Below are 20,018 nucleotides of genomic sequence, written 5' to 3' on the forward strand. Positions count from 1 at the left end.
TCGCGATGGCAGCGACGCGGACTTAAGCCTGGTGGCTAATGCGCCCATCCACCAAGGTGTAACGCACCACGCCCGGCAGGCTGTGGCCAATGAACGGGCAGTTTTCGCCTTTGGACAGCCAGGTCTCACCGGCCACGGTCGAAGCCGACGGATCGAACAGCACGATGTCCGCAGGTCCACCTACCGCCAGTTTGCCCGCCGGCAGGCGCAATGCCTCGGCAGGTCCGGTACTCAAGCGCGCCAACAGCGTTGGCAGGTCCAGCAAACCGTCTTCCACCAGCGTCATCGCCAACGGCAGCAGCAGTTCAACGCTGCTGATGCCCGGCTCGGTGGCCCCGAACGGCGCCAGTTTGGCGTCCCGCTCGTGGGGTTGGTGATGACTGGAGATGGCCGAGACCACACCCGATTTCACCGCTTCACGCAGGCCATCGCGGTCGGCGCGGGTGCGCAGCGGCGGCTGGACGTGATAGAGGCTGCTGAAGTCGATCAGGGCTTCGTCGGTCAGGATCAGCTGGTACAGGGCGACATCAGCCGTCACCGGCAGGCCGCGAGCCTGGGCCTGAGCGATCAGGGCCACGCCGCGGGCGCTGGTGAGCTGGCTGAAGTGCGCGCGCACGCCACTTTGCTCGACCAGCAGTAGATCACGGGCCAGAGCCACGGTTTCGGCGGTTTCCGGAATGCCCGGCAAACCGAGGAAGCTGGCGGTCGGGCCTTCGTGAGCCAGGCCACCTTCTGCCAGGTCATGGTCCTGAGAGTTGAAAATCACCGTCAGGTCGAATGTTGCGGCGTATTCCAGCGCCCGGCACAGCGTGCGGGTGTTGCGGAAGCTGTCCAGGCCATTGCCGAAGGCCACGCAACCGGCATCGCGCAGGGCAACGAGCTCGGCCAGCTGTTCGCCGTCCAGGCCTTTGCTCAGGGCGCCGATTGGGAAGACTTTGGTGTTGCCGGCCTCGCGGGCGCGGTCGAGGATCAGTTCGGCCACGGCCGAGGTGTCCAGCACCGGTTTGGTTTTCGGCGGGCAGCACAGGCTGGTGACGCCACCGGCCGCGGCGGCGCGGGTTTCGCTGACGATTGAACCTTTGCGGCTGTAACCCGGCTCACGCAGGGCGACGTTCAGGTCGACCAGCCCGGGGGCGGCGACCAGGCCTTTGGCGTCGAGGGTGTCGACGGCGACAAAACCGGCCGGGGCGGCGCCAAGGGCAATGATCTTGCAGGCTTCAATATGGATATCGGTAACTTGATCCAGGCCGCTGGCTGGATCGATGACGCGGGCGCCGAGAATGCTGAGCTTCACTGGGCGTTCTCCTGCTCGAATTGGCGCTGGGCAGTCTGCCCGCTCATGGCCATGGACAGCACGGCCATACGAATCGCAATACCGTAGGTGACCTGGTTGAGGATCACCGAGTGCGGGCCGTCGGCCACCGCCGACTCAATCTCCACGCCGCGGTTGATCGGTCCCGGGTGCATGACGATGCAATCCGGTTTGGCTCCGGCCAGGCGCGCGGTGGTCAGACCGAACAGGCGGTAGAACTCACCTTCGCTCGGCAGCAGGCCGCCGGTCATGCGTTCACGCTGCAGGCGCAGCATGATCACCACGTCGACGTCTTTCAGGCCTTCGGTCATGTCGGTGTAAACCTTCACGCCGTATTGCTCGATGCCGATCGGCAGCAGGGTTTTCGGCGCGATGACGCGGATGTCCGGGCAGCCGAGGGTTTTCAGCGCGAGCATGTTCGAGCGCGCCACCCGCGAGTGCAGGATGTCGCCGACGATAGCCACCGAAAGGTTTTCGAAGCCACCCTTGTGCCGACGGATGGTGAGCATGTCGAGCATGCCCTGGGTCGGGTGAGCGTGACGGCCGTCGCCGCCGTTGATGATCGCCACTTGCGGGCAGACATGTTCGGCGATGAAGTGCGCCGCGCCGGAATCACCGTGGCGCACGACGAACATGTCGGCGGCCATGGCTTCCAGGTTGCGCAGGGTGTCGAGCAGGGTTTCGCCCTTGCTTGCCGACGACGTGGACACGTTCAGGGTGATCACGTCCGCCGACAGCCGCTGGGCGGCCAGTTCGAAGGTGGTGCGGGTGCGGGTGGAGTTCTCGAAGAACACGTTGCACACGGTCTTGCCGCGCAGCAACGGGACTTTCTTCACCGCCCGGGCGCCGACTTCGAGGAACGAGTCGGCGGTGTCGAGGATTTCCGTCAACAGCTCGCGGCGCAAACCGTCGAGCGAGAGGAAGTGGCGCAGCTGGCCCTGATCATTGAGCTGCAGCGGGCGCTTGGTTTCTAGAGGCGTCATCGCGAGGGGGACTCTCAATAGGGCGAATTAAAGGGCGAGGTCTTGCAGTTCGAGCTTGAGTTCCGGGCCGGACAGTTTCACCCGTTCGTGGGCGGCCAGCGACAGGGTCGCACCGACCACATTCGGGCGGATCGGCAGCTCGCCGGCGTCCAGGTCCAGCAGGCACACCAATGTCACACTGGCCGGGCGGCCGTAGTCGAACAGCTCATTGAGGGCGGCGCGGATGGTCCGGCCGCTCATCAGCACATCGTCGATCAGCACCAGGTGCTGGCCTTCGATCTCGAACGGCAGAGCCGAAGGGCGCACTTGCGGGTGCAGGCCGTTCTGGCTGAAGTCGTCGCGGTAGAAGGAGACGTCCAGGGTGCCGAGGGGCGAATCGCTGCCCAGTTCATCGAGCAACGCCTGGGCGACCCAGACGCCACCGGTACGAATGCCGATGTAGCGCGGTTCGCTGATGCCACGTTTGGCCAGATAGGCGTCAAGCCGGGTCGCCATCTGGCTGATCAGTTCAACGGGATTGGGCAGGCTCATGGTTGCTCCTTCTTGGGCCCGAGCCGGATTCTGCTGGAGAGGTGGCTCGGGTTGTCGCTAAGTAGAGACGCTTGTTGCGGCTCTTCAGGATTCGAACAGTGCGGTGTTTTCGTCGAGCCAGCCTTGCAGCAGCAGGGCGGCGGCGATGGCGTCCACCGGGTTGTCGCGGTAGCTGCCCTTTTGTCCGCCACGATCACGCCGTTCACCCTTGGCTTCGAACGTGGTCAGGCGCTCATCGTGGGTATAGAAGGGCAGGTTGTAGCGGCCATTGAGGCGGCGGGCGAATTTTTCGGCGCGCAGGCACATGTCGCTCGGCGTGCCGTCCATGTTCAAGGGTAGGCCAACCACCACGGCATCGGGTTTCCACTCTTTAATCAGGGCTTCGACCTGATTCCAGTCGGGAATACCGTTTTGTGCCTTCAAGGTGCACAGCTCGCGGGCCTGGCCGGTAATCACCTGGCCGACCGCAACGCCGATCTGTTTGGTGCCGTAGTCGAAACCCAAAATCAGGCGCAGGGCCATCAGGCGTGTCCCGCCTGGCTGGTCAGCAGGCTGAGATTGACGCCCAGGTGCTTGGCCGCTGCTTCCAGGCGCAGTTCGCTGCTGGTGTTGAACAAAATATCGGCATCGAACGGGCAGGTCAGCCAGGCGTTCTGGGCCAGTTCCGCTTCCAGCTGCCCGGCTTCCCAGCCAGCGTATCCGAGGGCGATCAGGCTTTTCGCCGGACCGACGCCGTCGGCGATGGCGAACAGCACGTCCTGGGAGGTCGACAGGGCCAGTTTCTCATCAAGCTCAACGGTGGCCTGATAACTCTGCCCCGAGGGGTGCAGGACAAAACCGCGATCGGTCTGCACCGGACCGCCGATAAAGATCGGCACATGCTGGCAGAGCACCGGCGGTTCGATGTCGGGGCGCAGTTGCTCGAGGATATCGGCCAGGTTGAGGTCTTGCGGACGATTGACCACCAGGCCCATGGCACCATTGGCCGTGTGCTCGACGATGTAAGTCAAGGTGTGCGCAAAGTTCGGGTCGACCATGTGAGGCATGGCGATCAGGAATTGATGCTTGAGGTAGCTGGGGCTGACGTTCTTCATGAGCGCTAGTGTGGCGTTGGAGGGGCGAACTGACAAGCTGAGGATGCGCAGGAATTGCCCCAATTCGGCAGTCGACGCAGATCAAATGTGGGAGCGGGCTTGCTCGCGAAGGCGTCGTGTCAGTCGACATTAATGTTGAATGATTGACCGCATTCGCGAGCAAGCCCGCTCCCACAGGGGATTTGTGGGGTGTCAGTTACTGGAGAGCCTGTCCCCGCGGGCAAACTTCCAGGTCCGGATGATTTCCAGACGATCGATATCCGACAAATCCCCGGTAAACGGTGAAAACGGCGCCGCCAGTCGCACAATGCGCTGCGCTGCCTGATCCAGCAGCGGTTGTCCGGATGACTCCAGCACCAGCACTTCAAAGAGCGAGCCGTCACGGTTGATCGAAACCATCAGGCGCAAATTGCCGTAGATCTGCTTGCGTCGCGCTTCGTCGGGGTAATTCAGGTTGCCGATGCGCTCGACCTTCTTGCGCCACTCGTCCTTATACCAAGCGCCCTTGTCGCGCATGGTCGACGCGGCGCTCAGGCGATGGATACGCGGGCGCTTGGCATACAACTGTTGTTCGTTGGCCAGTTCCGCTTCCAGGCTGGCAATGTCGGTGGACAGCTGTTCACTGTCGAACGTCGGCGCGGCGACTGCGGGTTTGGTGACGGGCTTGGGTTCTTCGGTTTTGGTGGCTGCCTTTTTCGGCTTGGGCGCGACGGTCGTCACGGCTGCCTTCGGTGCGGCTTCCCGCACTTCAGGCTTGGCCGCCGGCGGTGGCGTGACTTTCTGCACCTTGTTGTCCTGGAAAGGCGCGACCTCGGTGGTCTTGGGAATTGCCTTTTTATCCAGGGTGCCGCTGCCTTGCTGATTCTCTTGAGCGAGGAAATCGGCTTTCTCAGGCTTCTTTTCGCTTTTGAAGGTGGCGAGGGTGATTTCCAGGGTTTTGCTGATTTGCTTGGGTTCGACCATCGTAAAGCCGACGCCCAACAGCAAGGCCAGGTGAATCAGCGCCGCGAGAAACAGGGTAAAACCGAGGCGATCAGCCGGGCGCACGCCACGATGGGCGAGTTCAGCGGGCAGATCGGACGGGAGCGTCATGACAAAAAAACCAACATCGCGTTTTTCACAGGCCGCGGATGATAACGCAATGTTGGTCGTTTCTTGGCTGTTCTATATCAACGGGCCTTGAGCTTCTGATCGATGGCATCCATCAGAAGGCCGCCGATGTCGGTGCCAAACGCGTTATCAATCTCGCGAATGCAGGTCGGGCTGGTGACGTTGATTTCCGTCAGATGCTCGCCGATCACGTCCAGACCGACGAACAACAGGCCTTTTTCGCGCAGGGTCGGGCCGACTTGTGCGGCGATCCAGCGATCTTTCTCGGTCAGCGGTCGGGCTTCGCCACGGCCACCGGCGGCGAGGTTGCCACGGGTTTCACCGGCGGCAGGAATTCGCGCCAGGCAGTAATCCACCGGTTCGCCGTCGATCATCAGGATGCGCTTGTCGCCATCGACGATCGCCGGCAGGTAACCCTGAATCATGATCTGCTGTTTGCCATGCAGGGTCAGGGTTTCGAGGATCACCGACAGGTTCGGGTGGCCAGCGGTGTGACGGAAAATCGATGAACCGCCCATGCCGTCCAGCGGCTTGAGGATCACGTCGCCGTGGTGATCGGCGAATTCACGCAGTACGTCCGGGCGACGGCTGACGATGGTCGGCGGCGTGCACTGCGGGAACAGCGTGGCGAACAGCTTTTCATTGCAGTCACGCAGGCTTTGCGGCTTGTTGACCACCAGCACGCCAGCGCGTTCGGCTTGCTCCAGCAGGTAAGTGGAGTAGACGAATTCCATGTCGAACGGCGGATCCTTGCGCATCAGGATCACGTCCAGATCGCTCAGCAGCGCGTCGGTCTCGGCTTCGAGTTCGAACCATTTTTCCGGGTTGGCGAAGACTTTCAACGGACGCATCCGCGCCCGCGCTTCGCCTTCGGCCTGGTACAAATCGCCCTGTTCCATATAGAACAGTTCCCAGCCGCGCTTCTGTGCGGCCAGCAGCATGGCCAGCGAGCTATCCTTTTTATAGGAGATGCTGGCGATAGGATCCATGACAATCCCGACGCGAACGCTCATGGGTTTTTCCTCGAAATTGGGTGGGTCGCAGTGACCTGCAAAAGTGGCGTCAGAGTGGCGCTCAGTGTGTTCCCGGTCAAGGAAAAACCACCGCGCCGGTCCCCCGATAGATTGCATTTGGAGACTGTGCTAAAAAGGCTGCCATATCGTTCCGGCCCTTAAACATCAAGGGTTTCGAGCCTCCGGTTATCGGAAATGGACAATTTGATTCGCAAAGGCGACGGCAGAGCATTTATGGAACAGCATTCCAGCGCCTTGAAGGTCATGGTGATCGACGATTCGAAAACGATTCGCCGCACCGCCGAAACGCTGTTGAAGAACGTGGGTTGTGAAGTGATCACCGCCATCGATGGTTTCGATGCCCTGGCCAAGATTGCCGACAATCACCCCGGCATCATCTTTGTCGACATCATGATGCCGCGTCTGGATGGTTATCAGACTTGCGCTTTAATCAAGAACAACAGTGCGTTCAAGTCCACGCCAGTGATTATGCTGTCGTCCAAGGACGGGCTGTTCGACAAGGCCAAGGGGCGCATCGTCGGCTCCGACCAGTTTTTGACCAAGCCTTTCAGCAAGGAAGAACTGCTGAACGCGATCCAGGCCCATGTACCGGGCTTCGCCGCTGTTTTGCCGCAGTAGGACACGCACAGTGACGCTCGGCCAGCGGGCCCGGCGTCGACAAAAATGGGGAAGACCATGGCACGTATTCTGATCGTCGATGATTCGCCGACCGAAATGTACAAACTGACCGGCATGCTGGAAAAGCACGGTCATGAAGTGTTGAAAGCCGAAAACGGCGCCGACGGCGTGGCCCTGGCCCGTCAGGAAAAACCCGACGCCGTGCTGATGGACATCGTCATGCCTGGCCTCAATGGTTTCCAGGCAACCCGTCAGCTGACCAAAGACCCGGAAACCGGGCACATCCCGGTGATCATCATCACCACCAAGGATCAGGAAACCGACAAGGTCTGGGGCACGCGCCAGGGCGCCAAGGACTACCTGACCAAACCGGTCGACGAAGAGACGCTGATCAAGACCCTGAACAACGTGCTGGCCGGTTGATCGTCCGGCCATGACCGAGTCGCTGACGGCTTTCGAACTGCTGCTGCAGATCGACCAGCGTTGTCGTCTGCTGGCGGCGGACTTGCCGTCCCAGCCGACCCGACAAGACAGTTGGAGCGGCATCGGCTTCCGTCTGGGCGAGCACTGGTACGTCGCGCCCATGGGCGAAGTCAGCGAAGTGTTGCACGAGCCTCGGTTCACCCAGCTGCCGGGGGTCAGACCTTGGGTCAAGGGCGTGGCCAACCTGCGCGGGCGTCTGTTGCCGATCATCGACTTGTGCGGCTTCTTTTCTGGTAATGAGCCTGGGCATGAGCTGTCAGCCGTGCGCAAGCAGCGCCGGGTCTTGGTGGTCGAGCATAACGAGGTGTTTACCGGGTTGATGGTCGATGAGGTTTTCGGCTTGCAGCACTTTGCCCAGGACAGTCTGGAGCCGGTAGATAGCTTGAGCGGCGCGATTGCACCCTTCATCCAAGGCCAGTTTCAGCGCGAGCAGAACTGGCAGGTGTTCAGCCCGTTTGCATTGGTGCAGTCCCAAAGCTTTATGCACGTCGCGGTTTAATTGGCGCAACGCCGATCCAATGTGGGAGCGGGCTTGCTCGCGAAGGCGGTGGGTCAGTCAGAATCAATGTTGAATGAATGACCGCTTTCGCGAGCAAGCCCGCTCCCACAGGGTTCTCGGCAAGGTTCACAGGTGTGGTTAACAGGCGAGGACCGATGATAAAAGCAAAAACAGGCAAGCCAGAAGGGTCGCGCAGCCGGTCACAGATCATCGCGCTGTTCATTGCGCTGATCGTCTTCATCATGCTGCTGTTCGCCAACTTCGCGTACCTCAACACCCAGGCCACGTACGACAAACAGTACATCGGCCACGCCGGTGAGCTGCGCGTGTTGTCCCAGCGCATTGCCAAGAACGCCACCGAAGCGGCTGCCGGCAAGGCGGCGGCGTTCAAGCTGCTGAGCGATGCGCGCAATGACTTTGCCCAACGCTGGGGCTATCTGAAGAAAGGCGACCCAGCCACCGGCCTGCCGCCCGCGCCGTCCACCGTGCGCCCGGAAATGCGCGCCGTGCAACTGGACTGGGAACGCTTGCTGAAAAATACCGACGCGATCCTCTCCAGCGAACAGACTGTGCTGTCGCTGCATCAAGTTGCCGCGACCCTGGCTGAAACCGTGCCGCAGTTGCAGGTCGAGTACGAAAAAGTCGTCGAAACGCTCCTCCAGCGCGGTGCCCCGGCCGCGCAAGTGGCCATGGCCCAGCGCCAGTCGCTATTGGCTGAACGGATTCTCGGTGCGGTGAACACCGTGCTGTCCGGTGATGAAAACTCGCAGCAGGCCGCCGACGCCTTCGGTCGCGATGCGGCGCGATTCGGCCAGGTGCTCAATGGCATGCTCCAGGGCAATCCGTCACTGAAAGTCAGCCAGGTCGAAGACCGCGACGCTCGTGCACGGTTGATCGAGATTTCCGAGCTGTTTGAATTCGTCTCGGGTTCGGTGGATGAAATCCTCGAAACCTCGCCGGAGCTGCTCAAGGTCCGCGAATCGGCGACCAATATTTTTACCCTATCGCAGACCCTGCTCGAGGAAGCCTCGCACTTGGCCGGCGGTTTCGAAAACCTGGCCGGCGGGCGCAACACCGACGCCATTGGCGGCTATGTGCTGGGCCTGTTGGCACTGATGTCGATCATCCTCATTGGCCTGGTGATGGTCCGTGAAACCAATCGTCAGCTGCGTGAAACGGCCGAGAAGAACGAGCGTAATCAGAACGCAATCATGCGTCTGCTCGACGAGATCGAAGACCTGGCGGACGGCGACCTGACCGTGACCGCTTCGGTGACCGAAGACTTCACCGGGACCATCGCCGACTCGATCAACTATTCAGTGGACCAATTGCGCGATCTGGTGGCGACCATCAACCTCACCGCTGGCCAGGTCGCTGCCGCCGTGCAGGAAACCCAGGCCACCGCCATGCACCTGGCGCAGGCTTCGGAGCATCAGGCGCAGCAGATTGCCGAAGCCTCCACCGCGATCAATGACATGGCCCAGTCCATCGATCAGGTCTCGGCCAACGCCGCCGAATCGTCGGCGGTGGCCGAACGCTCGGTGGAAATCGCCAACAAGGGCAATGAGGTGGTGCACAACACCATCCACGGCATGGACAATATTCGCGAGCAAATTCAGGACACCGCCAAACGCATCAAGCGCCTCGGCGAGTCCTCTCAGGAAATCGGCGACATTGTCAGCCTGATCGATGACATTGCCGACCAGACCAACATCCTTGCGCTCAACGCGGCGATTCAGGCCTCCATGGCCGGTGATGCCGGGCGCGGTTTTGCGGTGGTCGCCGATGAAGTCCAGCGGCTGGCCGAGCGCTCGTCCGCCGCCACCCGGCAGATCGAAACCCTGGTGCGGGCGATTCAGACCGACACCAACGAAGCGGTGATTTCCATGGAGCAGACCACCACCGAAGTGGTGCGCGGCGCTCGTCTGGCGCAGGATGCCGGAGTGGCCCTGGAAGAAATCGAAGGCGTGTCGAAGACCCTCGCCGCGTTGATCCAGAGTATTTCCAACGCGGCGCAGCAACAGACGTCTTCGGCCGGTCAGATTTCCCTGACGATGAACGTGATCCAGCAGATCACCACGCTGACCTCGTCCGGCTCCACCGCCACCGCCGAGAGCATTGGCAACCTGGCGAAAATGGCCAGCCAGCTGCGGCGTTCGGTGTCCGGTTTCACCTTGCCGGCCGCCAAGGCGCAGGCTGCGGATAAAGTGTGATGCGCCTTGAGGCGCGCGAATTATGAGTGGAGTGGTTATGGGTGATCGGCACGACTATGTGGCCCTCGAGTGGGTCAAAGGCGAGATTGCCGAAACGCTGAAAGTGGCTCACCAGGCGATTGAAATGTTGCTTGATGACCCGCAGGCGACGCACGCCCTCAGTGAATGCCTGGCGTGCATCCATCAGGTTCACGGCAGTTTGCAGATGGTCGAGTTCTACGGCGCAGCGCTGCTCGCCGAAGAGATGGAACATCTGACCACGGCTTTGCAACAGAACCGCGTCAGTCATCGCGATGAGACGCTCCACCTGTTGCTGCAAGCCCTTGGGCAGCTGCCGATTTACCTCGACCGGGTGCAAGGTGCGCGCCGCGACCTGCCGCTGGTGGTGCTGCCGCTGATCAACGATCTGCGCAGCGCCCGTGGCGAAAGCCTGTTGTCGGAAACCAGCCTGTTCAGCCCGCAATTGCCGGACCTGCCGCCCCTGGACGAAGAGTCGCTGGCGCTGCTGGAGCCGGCAGATTTACCGAATGTGCTGCGCAAGTTGCGGCAGATGTTGCAGATGGCCCTGGTCGGATTGCTGCGAGAGCAGGATGGCGAAACCAACCTCGATTATCTGACCAGAGTTTTTACGCGTCTCGAAGGCCTGTGCGGCAATGCGCCCCTGTGCCCGTTGTGGCAAGTGGCCTCGGCGCTGGTCGAAGGTATACGCAGCGGCTCGATTGCTAACAGTCCGGCGTTGCGCAGTCTGTTCAAGGAGGCCGACAAAGAACTGAAGCGCCTGCTCGAACAGGGCATGCCCGGAATCAATCAGCCAGCGCCGCTGGAGTTGCTCAAGAGTTTGCTGTTCTACATTGCCAAGGCCGAACATCCCACCGGGCAGATGCTTACCATGAAAGATCGCTACGGACTGGACGACGCGCTGCCTGACAGCGCAATGGTCGACGAAGAGCGCGCACGGCTGGCCGGTCCCGACCGCGATGCCATGCGCTCGGTGTTGGCCGCTTTGTGTGAAGAGCTGGTACGGGTCAAGGAACGTCTGGACCTGTTCGTGCGCAGTGACCGTCAACACATCTCTGACCTCGAAAGCCTGCTGGCGCCCCTGCGGCAAATCGCCGACACCCTGGCGGTGCTCGGTTTCGGCCAGCCACGTAAGGTCATCATCGATCAACTGGCGGTGGTGCTGAGCCTGGCCCAGGGCCAGCGTGAGCCCAACGACGCGATCCTGATGGACGTCGCCGGTGCCTTGCTCTACGTCGAAGCGACGCTGGCCGGCATGGTCGGCACCGTCGAGCCGGAAAGCCAGGAAGAAAGCCGCCTGCCGACCACCGACCTGACACAGATCCATCAGATCGTGATCAAGGAAGCGCGCATCTGCCTGCAACAGGCCAAGGACATGATCGTCGACTACATCGACGCCGACTGGGACCGCCAGCACTTGCAGCCATTGCCGGCCTTGCTGACCCAGGTGCGCGGTGCGCTGGCGATGATTCCGTTGAGCCGTGCGGCGAGCCTGATCGAAACGTGCAACCACTTCATCCGCGAGCACCTGCTGCTGGACCCGGATCATCCTGGCTGGCAGGAACTGGACAGCCTGGCCGACGTCATCACCAGCATCGAGTATTACCTGGAACGCCTCAGCGACGACCCCGAAGCGCCGGGCGAAAAGTTGCTCGACGTCGCGGAAAAAAGCCTGGCCGCGCTCGGCTTTTTCCCCAGCGAGCAGCAGGTGCCGGTGCTTGAAGATGTGCTCAGCCCGAGTGAAGCGCAGGTCATGCAGGATCTGCAGGAACTGGACGATCCCGAGACCGTCCAGTCACTGGCCGATGTATTGGCCAGCCCTGTGTCTTCCGTCAACCCGCCTGCTCTGACCATCCCGGGAAGCCTGTTGCCGCCACCTGCCGGTGAAGAGCCGGTGGACGATGAACTGCGGGAAGTGTTCCTCGAAGAAACCGATGAAGTCCTGGAAATCCTCCGGGAGTACCTGCCGCGCTGGTCGGCCAATCCCGACGATAAATCAGCTTTGAGTGAATTGCGTCGGGCCTTTCATACGTTGAAAGGCAGTGGCCGGATGGTCCGCGCTTTGGTCCTGGGCGAACTGGCCTGGGCGGTGGAAAACCTGCTCAACCGCGTACTGGAACGCAGCGTTCCGCCGGGGCCGGCGGTGCAGCAACTGCTGGGCGATGCGCTGCATCTGCTGCCGGAACTGGTGGCCGATTTTGCGGCCAATGCCCAGCGCCAGTGCAACGATGTCGACCAATTGGCCGCACGCGCCCACGCCTTGGCCAAGGGCGATGAATCGATACTCGATGAAGATGCACAAGACGTCGCAGCCCTCGATCCGCTGCTACTTGAGATCTTCCGCAACGAGGCCGAAACCCATTTGGGCAGCCTCAACCGTTTCCTCGATAAAGCCGCCGAGCACGTGCCATTGCAGGCCAGCGACGAGTTGCAGCGGGCGCTGCACACTCTCAAGGGCAGCGCCTCCATGGCTGGCGTATTGCCGATCGCCGAACTGGCAACACCGCTGGATCATCTGGCCCGGGAGTACAAGGCGCACCTGCTCGCCCTCGACCTGGACGAAGTCGAACTGTTACTCGAAGCCGAAGGACTGTTCCGTCTCGGGTTGCGACAGCTCAAGACTGATCCACTGGCGGAGATTCCCGGCGCCCCCCCATTGATCGAGCGAACCCAAGCGTTGCTGGCCGAGCGTCTGGAAACGCTCCTGAGTGCACCGAATACCGGGTTGCGCATCAAGCGTGATCCGCAACTGATCAACAACTTCCTCGCGCAAGGCATGGACATCCTGCTGGACGCCGAAAGCCTGTTGCAACGCTGGCAGCAACATCCCGGCGAGCGTCAGGAACTTAGCGCATTGCTGGACGAATTGACCACCCTCGGCGAAGGCGCGCACCTGGCTGATTTGCATCCGGTGGATGAACTCTGCGAAGCCCTGCTCGACCTCTACGGTGCGGTGGAAGAAAGCAGCCTGGCGGTCAGCGAGGCGTTTTTTCACGAGGCGCAAAGTGCCCATGAAGCGCTGATCAACATGCTCGACGAACTGGCGGCCGGCCAGGAAGTCAGCCCGCAACCGGAACGCATTCGGGCCTTGCGCGGCTTGCTCGATGAGAGCCTTGATCCCTCGGCCATGGGCCTGATTCGCAGCGACGGTAGCCGCACCCTGAGCATTAGGGAACTGGGCAGTGCCACCGCCGAACTCGAACAGACCGCGACCCAGGTTGAGCTGGACGATGAGATCGTTTCGATCTTCCTTGAAGAGGCGATGGATATCCTCGAAAGCGCCGGTCAGGCTTTGCAGCGCTGGCTGAGCGACCCGGACAACGCCGCGCCGTTGTTGTCGTTGCAGCGAGATTTGCACACCCTCAAGGGTGGTGCGCGGATGGCCGAGGTCGAGCCGGTCGGTGAGCTGGCCCATGAACTGGAAAGCCTTTACGAAGGTCTGGTGGACCGCCGTTACGCCTACAGCGAAGCCTTGGCGCACTTGCTGCAACACAGTCATGACCGGCTCGCGCAGCTGCTTGATCAGTTGCAGAACCAGCGTCCATTGGGCGATCCGGGTGAGGTGATCGAGGCCATTCGCGAGTTTCGCCAGGGCAACGCCAGCGCTGTTGACGTGGTCGAACCGGCACGGGCCGAGGATTCACCGGGGCATGATCCGGAGCTGCTGGAGATCTTCCTCGAGGAAGGTTTCGACATCATCGAAAACTCCGGCGCGGCGCTGGTGCGTTGGCAGGCCGAGCCGTCGAATCGTCAGGACGTGGAAACCCTGCTGCGTGATTTGCACACCCTCAAGGGTGGCGCGCGGATGGTGGAAATCGCGCCGATTGGCGACCTCGCCCATGAGCTGGAATTCCTCTACGAAGGCCTGTCCGCTGGCGTACTGCAACCCACCGCCGCGTTGTTCGGCTTGTTGCAAAGCAGCCACGACCGACTGGCGCAGATGCTCGACGCGACCCGTGCCGGTCAGCCATTGCCGCCCGCCGATCAACTGATCGACGCGATCAAGAATTTCAGTCATCCGGCCGTGCCCGAAACACCGGCACCGGTCGCGGTGTCCGCAACGCCGAAAGTCGAGACGCCCGCACTGCAACCCGATGCCGGCGCGGACATGGTCAAGGTCTCGGCAGAACTGCTCGACGATCTGGTGAACCTGGCCGGGGAAACGTCGATCTTCCGTGGCCGGATCGAACAACAGGTCAACGATGCACGCGTGACCCTGAGCGAGATGGAAACCACCATCGAACGCATGCGCGACCAGTTGCGTCGTCTCGATACTGAAACACAAGGGCGGATTCTCAGTCGCCAGCAAGTCGAAGCCGAACGCCTGGGCTACGAAGAATTCGATCCGCTGGAAATGGACCGCCACTCGCAGTTGCAGCAACTGTCGCGTGCGCTGTTCGAATCCGCCTCCGACTTGCTCGACCTCAAGGAAACCCTCGACCGACGCAATCAGGACGCGGAAAACCTGCTGCAACAGCAGGGCCGCATCAACACCGAATTGCAGGAAGGCCTGATGCGCACACGCATGGTGCCGTTCGAACGGATGCTGCCGCGCTTGAAGCGGATCGTCCGTCAGGTCTCCAGCGAACTGGGCAAAGATGTGGAATTCATCGTCGGCAATGCCGAAGGCGAGATGGACCGCAATGTCCTCGAACGCATGGCCGCGCCGTTGGAACACATGCTGCGCAACGCCGTGGATCATGGCCTGGAATCGGCCGAGGTGCGTATCGCGGCGGGTAAACCGGCTCAGGGTCGTATCACCCTCGACCTGTCGCGAGAGGGCGGCGACATCATTTTCGACATCCGCGACGACGGTGCCGGCGTGCCGCTGGACGCGGTGCGGCGCAAGGCGATCAAACGCGGGTTGCTGGCCGCGGACAGCGACATCAGCGACCGCGATGTACTGCAATTCATCCTGCAACCGGGATTCTCCACCGCCGAGAAAATCACCCAGATTTCCGGGCGTGGCGTCGGCATGGACGTGGTGCATGAAGAGGTCCGGCAGCTCGGCGGCAGCATGAGCATCGACTCTGTGCCGGGGCAGGGCGTGCACTTCCGGATTCGACTGCCGTTTACCGTGTCGGTCAACCGGGCGCTGATGGTGCAGTGCTTTGATGATCAGTACGCGATCCCGCTGAACACCATCGACGGCATCGTTCGCGTGCTGCCCAACGAACTTGAAGGGCATTACCGGCTCGATCCGCCGACCTACAAATACGCAGGGCAACACTATGAGCTGTGCTACCTCGGCGAACTGCTGAAAACCAGCCACCGCCCCAAACTGCTGGGTCAGAGCCTACCGCTGCCGGTGTTGCTGGTGCAGTGCAACGAGCGGCACATCGCGGTGCAAGTCGACTCCATGGCCGGCACTCGCGAGATCGTGGTCAAAAGCCTCGGCCCGCAATTTGCGGCGGTGCAGGGTTTGTCCGGGGCCACGATTCTCGGCGATGGGCGGGTGGTGCTGATTCTCGATTTGCTGGCGCCGATCCGCGCGATGCAGGCGCGTGTGCCGCAGCAGTCAGCGACTCAGGAGGCAGAGGTCGAGCCGCATAAACCGCTGCTGGTGATGGTGGTCGATGATTCGGTCACCGTGCGCAAGGTCACCAGCCGCCTGCTGGAACGCCACGGCATGAACGTGCTGACCGCCAAGGACGGTGTCGACGCCATGTTGCTGCTCGAAGACCACATGCCTGACCTGATGCTGCTGGACATCGAAATGCCGCGCATGGACGGCTTCGAAGTCGCGACCCAGGTACGCGCCGACGAACGTCTGCAGCACCTGCCGATCATCATGATCACCTCCCGCACCGGACAGAAACACCGCGACCGCGCCATGGCCATCGGCGTCAACGATTACCTCGGCAAGCCGTACCAGGAATCGGTGCTGCTCGAAAGCATCGCCTTGTGGAGCAAAACCCATGCTTGAGCACCGCACCAGCAACCTCACCGGCCTGCTGCTGCCCTTGGCCGACCGCAACCTGATTTTGCCCAACGTCGCTGTTGCGGAGCTTATTGACTACCAACCCAGCGCCTTCGACCTCGACACGCCGCCGTGGTACCTCGGGCGGGTAACGTGGCGGAACCGGCAGATTCCGTTGCTGAGTTTCGAGTCGGCGTGCGGGCAGAAAATCGTCATCGGCGAGGCGCGGATCGTCATCCTCAATGCGCTCGGTGGGCGGCCCGATTTGAAATTCATCGCCTTGCTGGTGCAGGGGATTCCGCGGTCTTACAAGCTTGATAGTCAGCTGAGTTATGTGGATGTGCCGTTGTGCTCGCTGGAACAGGCAGCGGTGCAGGTGGGGGAGCAAGTGGCCAAGGTGCCGGATTTGCTGGCGCTGGAGGAGTTGCTCGTAAGTGCTGGGTTGATCTGACTGGCCTCTTCGCGAGCAAGCCCGCTCCCACAGTTGATCGTCGGTGAACACAAAATATGTGTACGACTGGGACCCCTGTGGGAGCGGGCTTGCCCGCGAAGGCGGCCTTCAATTCACCACAGCCCTGACTGCTAAGCGCTGGCCTGAGCCTTCATCTGCGCCGTCTCATGATGATCCAGCGCCCGCTCCACCAACAACTGCACCCCATCCGCCATGCGGCTGAGCGCCAAGGCTACAGAACGGCGAGAGCCTTCCACATCGTCCGCCAGATCGGCCGCAATGGCGCTGATGGACAGCAGGTCTTCGGAGGCATTGGCCAGAAGGGCTTCGGTGTCGATATCGGGGGAGACGCTGAAGAGGTGATGTTTGCGGCGCTTGCGCGGTTTTTCATGGGGTGGGAAGTAGTAGGAAAAGACGCGGTCGGCGGCTTCCTTGAGTTTTTCGGCTTCGAGGGTTGCTTGGGAATCGGTGTCGGATTCCGGCGGATTGGGAGTTGGTTTGAACATGGCAGAGATCCTTGTAGTGATGGAGCTGCCATTTTTCGTTTTCCAGACGAAAAGGGTGGCAGCTGTACGCGGACTGGAAAAACCGAGAAAGGATCAAACCCGGCAGACCCGAAGGTCTCCCACGCACAGCCGCCATAACTTAGAACTACGGAGCAAAAAAAGCGCCGCATTATGTCATGTGCATTGATCCTGTTCTTCGGGTTTTCCAGACCCGATCGCTGAATTGGCAGCGACCCCCAAACGATAAAGATCAACGCAAAACCGCACCAGTCGGCGGGTTCCGGCATTGCTGTAGGCAGCGACGCCAGACTGCGTAGCCTCTCACCGCTCCTGCGGACAAACTTTTAAACACAAAACCCCAGTCTGTCGGACCTTCCGACAAGCCCCCTCGCCACAAAGGTTTCTGCGCCAGGTTGAAGATTCCCAAAAAGGGAACGATCGGTCCTGTTTTGGGACTGATCGATCATTGCACTCCGGCATTTGAACCGGCGGGGATTGTTCTGGCCCCTTCGCGAGCAAGCCAGCTCCCACAGGGGTATGCATTCCAATGTGGGAGCGGGCTTGCTCGCGAAGAGGCCGGCACAGTCACCACACGTCTTCGCCAACCATTACGGTGACCGTAACGATCCGTCTTTCTGCTTGATTGATGCCCCCACCCAACGCTCCTAAGGTGACTCCCACGACAGCGAACCCGTGGAGTGGTCATGACAACAACAATATCCCCCGACTCGCGATGGACGCGGCGGCGCAGCGAAAAGCAGCGGCGTCTCGAGCTGGTACGGGGTTTAGCCGACGGTGTGGTCCTGCCCACCGACAAAATCATTGCGGCGCTGGAGGCCTTGATCCTGCCCGGCGACCGTGTGGTGCTGGAGGGCAATAACCAGAAGCAGGCGGATTTCCTCTCCCGCTCCCTGGCCAAGGCTGATCCCGCGAAGCTGCATGACCTGCACATGATCATGCCCAGCGTCGGACGCTCCGAGCATCTGGACCTGTTTGAACGCGGCATCGCCCGCAAGCTCGACTTCTCTTTCGCCGGCACCCAGAGCCTGCGCATCAGCCAGTTGCTGGAAGATGGCCTGCTGGAAATCGGCGCGATCCATACCTACATCGAGCTCTATGCGCGGCTGGTGGTCGACCTGATTCCCAACGTCGTGCTCTCGGCCGGTTTCATGGCCGACCGCGCCGGTAACATCTACACCGGCCCGAGCACCGAAGACACTCCTGCATTGATCGAACCGGCCGCCTTCAGCGACGGCATCGTCATCGTTCAGGTCAATCAACTGGTGGACGATGTCAGCGACCTGCCTCGCGTTGACATCCCTGCCTCCTGGGTCGACTTCGTGGTGGTGGCCGATAAGCCGTTCTACATCGAACCGCTGTTCACCCGAGACCCGCGGCACATCAAGCCTGTGCATGTGTTGATGGCGATGATGGCGATCCGCGGGATCTACGAAAAACACAACGTCCAGTCCCTGAACCACGGCATCGGTTTCAACACCGCTGCCATCGAATTGATCCTGCCGACCTACGGCGAATCCCTCGGCCTGAAAGGCAAGATCTGCCGCAACTGGACGCTCAATCCGCACCCAACCTTGATCCCTGCCATCGAAAGCGGTTGGGTCGAAAGCGTGCATTGCTTCGGCACCGAACTGGGCATGGAAAACTACATCGCAGCCCGGCCCGACGTGTTCTTCACCGGACGCGACGGCTCTCTGCGCTCCAACCGGATGTTCTGCCAACTGGCCGGGCAATACGCGGTGGACCTGTTCATCGGCGCCACGCTGCAAGTCGATGGTGACGGGCATTCCTCCACCGTGACGCGCGGCCGCCTGGCCGGTTTCGGCGGTGCGCCGAACATGGGCCATGACCCTCGTGGCCGTCGTCACGGCACCCCAGCCTGGCTCGACATGCGTCACGACGATGCGCCGGAAGCGCTGCTGGAGCGGGGCAAAAAACTCGTGGTGCAAATGGTCGAGACCTTCCAGGAGGGCGGCAAACCGACCTTCGTCGAAACCCTCGACGCCGTGGAAGTGGCGAAGAAAAGCGGCATGCCGCTGGCGCCGATCATGATCTACGGCGACGACGTCACCCACCTGCTGACCGAAGAAGGCATCGCCTATTTGTATAAGGCGCGTTCGCTGGAAGAGCGTCAGGCGATGATTGCGGCCGTGGCCGGAGTCACCGTCATCGGTCTGCGCCACAACCCGAAAGACACTGCGCGCATGCGCCGCGAAGGCCTGATCGCCTTGCCCGAAGACCTCGGCATCCGCCGCACCGACGCCACCCGCGAACTGCTGGCGGCTAAAAGCGTGGCCGATCTGGTCGAGTGGTCCGGTGGCCTCTACAACCCGCCCGCCAAGTTCAGGAGCTGGTAATGCACGCATTTAACCTGCAACCGAAAACCCTGTCGTTGGCCGAGCGGCTGGCGGATCTGGCTGTGGATGCGCTGATCGACGAAGCGGACCTGTCGCCGAAACCGGCGCTGGTCGACCGTCGTGGCAATGGCGCGCACACCGATTTGCACCTCGGGTTGATGCACGCTTCGGCGCTGTCCCTGTGGCCTGCGTTCAAGGAAATGGCGGAGGCCGCCATCGAGTTCGGCGAAGTCAGTTTGCCGCTGCGCGAAGCCATTGGCCTGATCGGTCGTGAAGGGGAGGAAGTGATGCTCGCCACTACGGGCGGGGTGAATACTCATCGCGGGGCTATCTGGGCCTTGGGTCTGTTGGTCGTGGCGGCTGCGCTGGAACCCGAATCCACGGCTGCAGGCTCGATCACTTTGCGTGCTGCACGTCTGGCCTTGCTCGACGACCGTTACGCGCCGCGTCCTCTGAGCCACGGCGCGCAAGTCGCCCAGCGTTATGGCGCACGCGGTGCCCGTGAAGAAGCTCAGCTCGGTTTTCCGGCGGTGATTCAACGCGCGCTGCCACAACTCAAACGCAGCCGCGCCGCCGGTCATGGCGAGCAGAACGCCCGGCTCGATGCCTTGCTGGCGATCATGACGAATCTGGCCGACACCTGCGTGCTCTACCGCGCCGGCGAACAAGGCCTGCAGATCATGCAACTCGGCGCCCAAGCGGTGCTTGATGCAGGCGGCAGTGCCAGCCTCGCCGGCCGCCGCCGTTTGCATGAGCTGGACCAACAACTTATCGCGTTGAATGCCTCGCCCGGTGGTGCTGCGGACTTACTCGCCGCCTGCCTGTTCATCGACCGCATCGAGTCTGGCGACGGCCTCATCTAGGGAGCTTT

At 61.6% G+C, this 20,018-nt stretch carries 16 protein-coding genes; 8 read left to right on the top strand and 8 right to left on the bottom strand.

Annotated features, from left to right (window positions below; genetic code table 11):
- Positions 1 to 22 precede the first annotated feature (22 nt).
- From CUN63_RS14470 to gshB, 7 genes are all read right to left on the bottom strand, one after another.
- Positions 23 to 1,294 carry a dihydroorotase gene (locus tag CUN63_RS14470; protein WP_129440358.1) on the bottom strand — a complete coding sequence of 424 codons (1,272 nt, stop codon included), beginning with the start codon at positions 1,292 to 1,294 and terminating at the stop codon, positions 23 to 25.
- Positions 1,291 to 2,295: an aspartate carbamoyltransferase catalytic subunit gene (locus CUN63_RS14475; RefSeq protein ID WP_007897943.1), complete on the bottom strand. Its 1,005-nt coding sequence runs from the start codon at positions 2,293 to 2,295 to the stop codon at positions 1,291 to 1,293. Before CUN63_RS14475 ends, CUN63_RS14470 begins: the two co-directional genes overlap by 4 nt.
- Positions 2,296 to 2,322: 27 nt before the next feature.
- Entirely contained in the window at positions 2,323 to 2,826 is a 504-nt protein-coding gene (gene pyrR / locus CUN63_RS14480; protein WP_033060467.1) for a bifunctional pyr operon transcriptional regulator/uracil phosphoribosyltransferase PyrR, read from the bottom strand.
- Positions 2,827 to 2,910: 84 nt separating this feature from the next.
- The gene (gene ruvX, locus CUN63_RS14485; protein ID WP_005792259.1) at positions 2,911 to 3,348 is read right to left on the bottom strand and encodes a Holliday junction resolvase RuvX; all 438 of its coding nucleotides are present in this window, start codon (positions 3,346 to 3,348) and stop codon (positions 2,911 to 2,913) included.
- Positions 3,348 to 3,920, bottom strand: a complete 573-nt coding sequence (locus CUN63_RS14490) for a YqgE/AlgH family protein (RefSeq protein WP_046045231.1) — start codon at positions 3,918 to 3,920, stop codon at positions 3,348 to 3,350. Before CUN63_RS14490 ends, ruvX begins: the two co-directional genes overlap by 1 nt.
- Before the next feature lie 192 nt (positions 3,921 to 4,112).
- The gene (locus CUN63_RS14500; RefSeq protein ID WP_129440360.1) at positions 4,113 to 5,012 is read right to left on the bottom strand and encodes an energy transducer TonB; all 900 of its coding nucleotides are present in this window, start codon (positions 5,010 to 5,012) and stop codon (positions 4,113 to 4,115) included.
- A gap of 77 nt (positions 5,013 to 5,089) precedes the next feature.
- Positions 5,090 to 6,043, bottom strand: a complete 954-nt coding sequence (gshB, locus tag CUN63_RS14505; protein ID WP_008152603.1) for a glutathione synthase — start codon at positions 6,041 to 6,043, stop codon at positions 5,090 to 5,092.
- Between the two features lie 234 nt (positions 6,044 to 6,277).
- Between gshB and pilG the strand changes: the two genes are divergently transcribed.
- From pilG to CUN63_RS14540, 6 genes are all read left to right on the top strand, one after another.
- Positions 6,278 to 6,682 carry a twitching motility response regulator PilG gene (pilG, locus tag CUN63_RS14510; RefSeq protein ID WP_008152601.1) on the top strand — a complete coding sequence of 135 codons (405 nt, stop codon included), beginning with the start codon at positions 6,278 to 6,280 and terminating at the stop codon, positions 6,680 to 6,682.
- A gap of 57 nt (positions 6,683 to 6,739) precedes the next feature.
- On the top strand, positions 6,740 to 7,105 hold the full coding sequence (gene pilH, locus CUN63_RS14515) for a twitching motility response regulator PilH (protein WP_008068134.1): 366 nt from the start codon (positions 6,740 to 6,742) through the stop codon (positions 7,103 to 7,105).
- 10 nt (positions 7,106 to 7,115) lie between these two features.
- Complete coding sequence (locus CUN63_RS14520) at positions 7,116 to 7,664, top strand: chemotaxis protein CheW (RefSeq protein WP_129440362.1); 549 nt, start codon at positions 7,116 to 7,118, stop codon at positions 7,662 to 7,664.
- A 155-nt stretch (positions 7,665 to 7,819) separates the two neighbouring features.
- A complete protein-coding gene (locus tag CUN63_RS14530; RefSeq protein WP_129440364.1) occupies positions 7,820 to 9,877 on the top strand; it encodes a methyl-accepting chemotaxis protein in 2,058 nt (685 codons plus the stop codon).
- 37 nt (positions 9,878 to 9,914) lie between these two features.
- Positions 9,915 to 15,821, top strand: coding sequence for an Hpt domain-containing protein (locus CUN63_RS14535; protein ID WP_129445103.1), 5,907 nt, complete (start codon positions 9,915 to 9,917; stop codon positions 15,819 to 15,821).
- Positions 15,814 to 16,266, top strand: a complete 453-nt coding sequence (locus CUN63_RS14540; RefSeq protein ID WP_129440366.1) for a chemotaxis protein CheW — start codon at positions 15,814 to 15,816, stop codon at positions 16,264 to 16,266. The genes CUN63_RS14535 and CUN63_RS14540 overlap by 8 nt, the downstream gene beginning before the upstream one ends.
- 131 nt (positions 16,267 to 16,397) lie before the next feature.
- On the opposite strand, the gene CUN63_RS14545 is transcribed toward CUN63_RS14540, so the two are convergent.
- Positions 16,398 to 16,772, bottom strand: a complete 375-nt coding sequence (locus tag CUN63_RS14545; protein WP_129440368.1) for a DUF6124 family protein — start codon at positions 16,770 to 16,772, stop codon at positions 16,398 to 16,400.
- Between the two features lie 704 nt (positions 16,773 to 17,476).
- Between CUN63_RS14545 and mdcA the strand changes: the two genes are divergently transcribed.
- Both mdcA and CUN63_RS14555 read left to right on the top strand, forming a co-directional pair.
- Entirely contained in the window at positions 17,477 to 19,147 is a 1,671-nt protein-coding gene (mdcA, locus tag CUN63_RS14550) for a malonate decarboxylase subunit alpha (RefSeq protein ID WP_129440370.1), read from the top strand.
- Positions 19,147 to 20,010 carry a triphosphoribosyl-dephospho-CoA synthase gene (locus tag CUN63_RS14555; protein ID WP_129440372.1) on the top strand — a complete coding sequence of 288 codons (864 nt, stop codon included), beginning with the start codon at positions 19,147 to 19,149 and terminating at the stop codon, positions 20,008 to 20,010. Before mdcA ends, CUN63_RS14555 begins: the two co-directional genes overlap by 1 nt.
- Positions 20,011 to 20,018 lie beyond the last annotated feature (8 nt).

The sequence above is a fragment of the Pseudomonas sp. ACM7 genome (assembly GCF_004136015.1).
GTDB lineage: Bacteria > Pseudomonadota > Gammaproteobacteria > Pseudomonadales > Pseudomonadaceae > Aquipseudomonas > Aquipseudomonas frigoris.

What these genes read in the sequence shown, in the direction of transcription:
- CUN63_RS14535 (WP_129445103.1), top strand. Translation starts at nt 9,915, where the DNA reads ATGGGTGATCGGCACGACTATGTGGCCCTCGAGTGGGTCAAAGGCGAG.
- CUN63_RS14530 (WP_129440364.1), top strand. Translation starts at nt 7,820, where the DNA reads ATGATAAAAGCAAAAACAGGCAAGCCAGAAGGGTCGCGCAGCCGGTCA.
- pyrR (WP_033060467.1), bottom strand. Translation starts at nt 2,826, where the DNA reads ATGAGCCTGCCCAATCCCGTTGAACTGATCAGCCAGATGGCGACCCGG.
- ruvX (WP_005792259.1), bottom strand. Translation starts at nt 3,348, where the DNA reads ATGGCCCTGCGCCTGATTTTGGGTTTCGACTACGGCACCAAACAGATC.
- CUN63_RS14545 (WP_129440368.1), bottom strand. Translation starts at nt 16,772, where the DNA reads ATGTTCAAACCAACTCCCAATCCGCCGGAATCCGACACCGATTCCCAA.
- gshB (WP_008152603.1), bottom strand. Translation starts at nt 6,043, where the DNA reads ATGAGCGTTCGCGTCGGGATTGTCATGGATCCTATCGCCAGCATCTCC.
- CUN63_RS14500 (WP_129440360.1), bottom strand. Translation starts at nt 5,012, where the DNA reads ATGACGCTCCCGTCCGATCTGCCCGCTGAACTCGCCCATCGTGGCGTG.
- pilH (WP_008068134.1), top strand. Translation starts at nt 6,740, where the DNA reads ATGGCACGTATTCTGATCGTCGATGATTCGCCGACCGAAATGTACAAA.
- CUN63_RS14540 (WP_129440366.1), top strand. Translation starts at nt 15,814, where the DNA reads ATGCTTGAGCACCGCACCAGCAACCTCACCGGCCTGCTGCTGCCCTTG.
- CUN63_RS14555 (WP_129440372.1), top strand. Translation starts at nt 19,147, where the DNA reads ATGCACGCATTTAACCTGCAACCGAAAACCCTGTCGTTGGCCGAGCGG.
- pilG (WP_008152601.1), top strand. Translation starts at nt 6,278, where the DNA reads ATGGAACAGCATTCCAGCGCCTTGAAGGTCATGGTGATCGACGATTCG.
- mdcA (WP_129440370.1), top strand. Translation starts at nt 17,477, where the DNA reads ATGACAACAACAATATCCCCCGACTCGCGATGGACGCGGCGGCGCAGC.
- CUN63_RS14520 (WP_129440362.1), top strand. Translation starts at nt 7,116, where the DNA reads ATGACCGAGTCGCTGACGGCTTTCGAACTGCTGCTGCAGATCGACCAG.
- CUN63_RS14490 (WP_046045231.1), bottom strand. Translation starts at nt 3,920, where the DNA reads ATGAAGAACGTCAGCCCCAGCTACCTCAAGCATCAATTCCTGATCGCC.
- CUN63_RS14475 (WP_007897943.1), bottom strand. Translation starts at nt 2,295, where the DNA reads ATGACGCCTCTAGAAACCAAGCGCCCGCTGCAGCTCAATGATCAGGGC.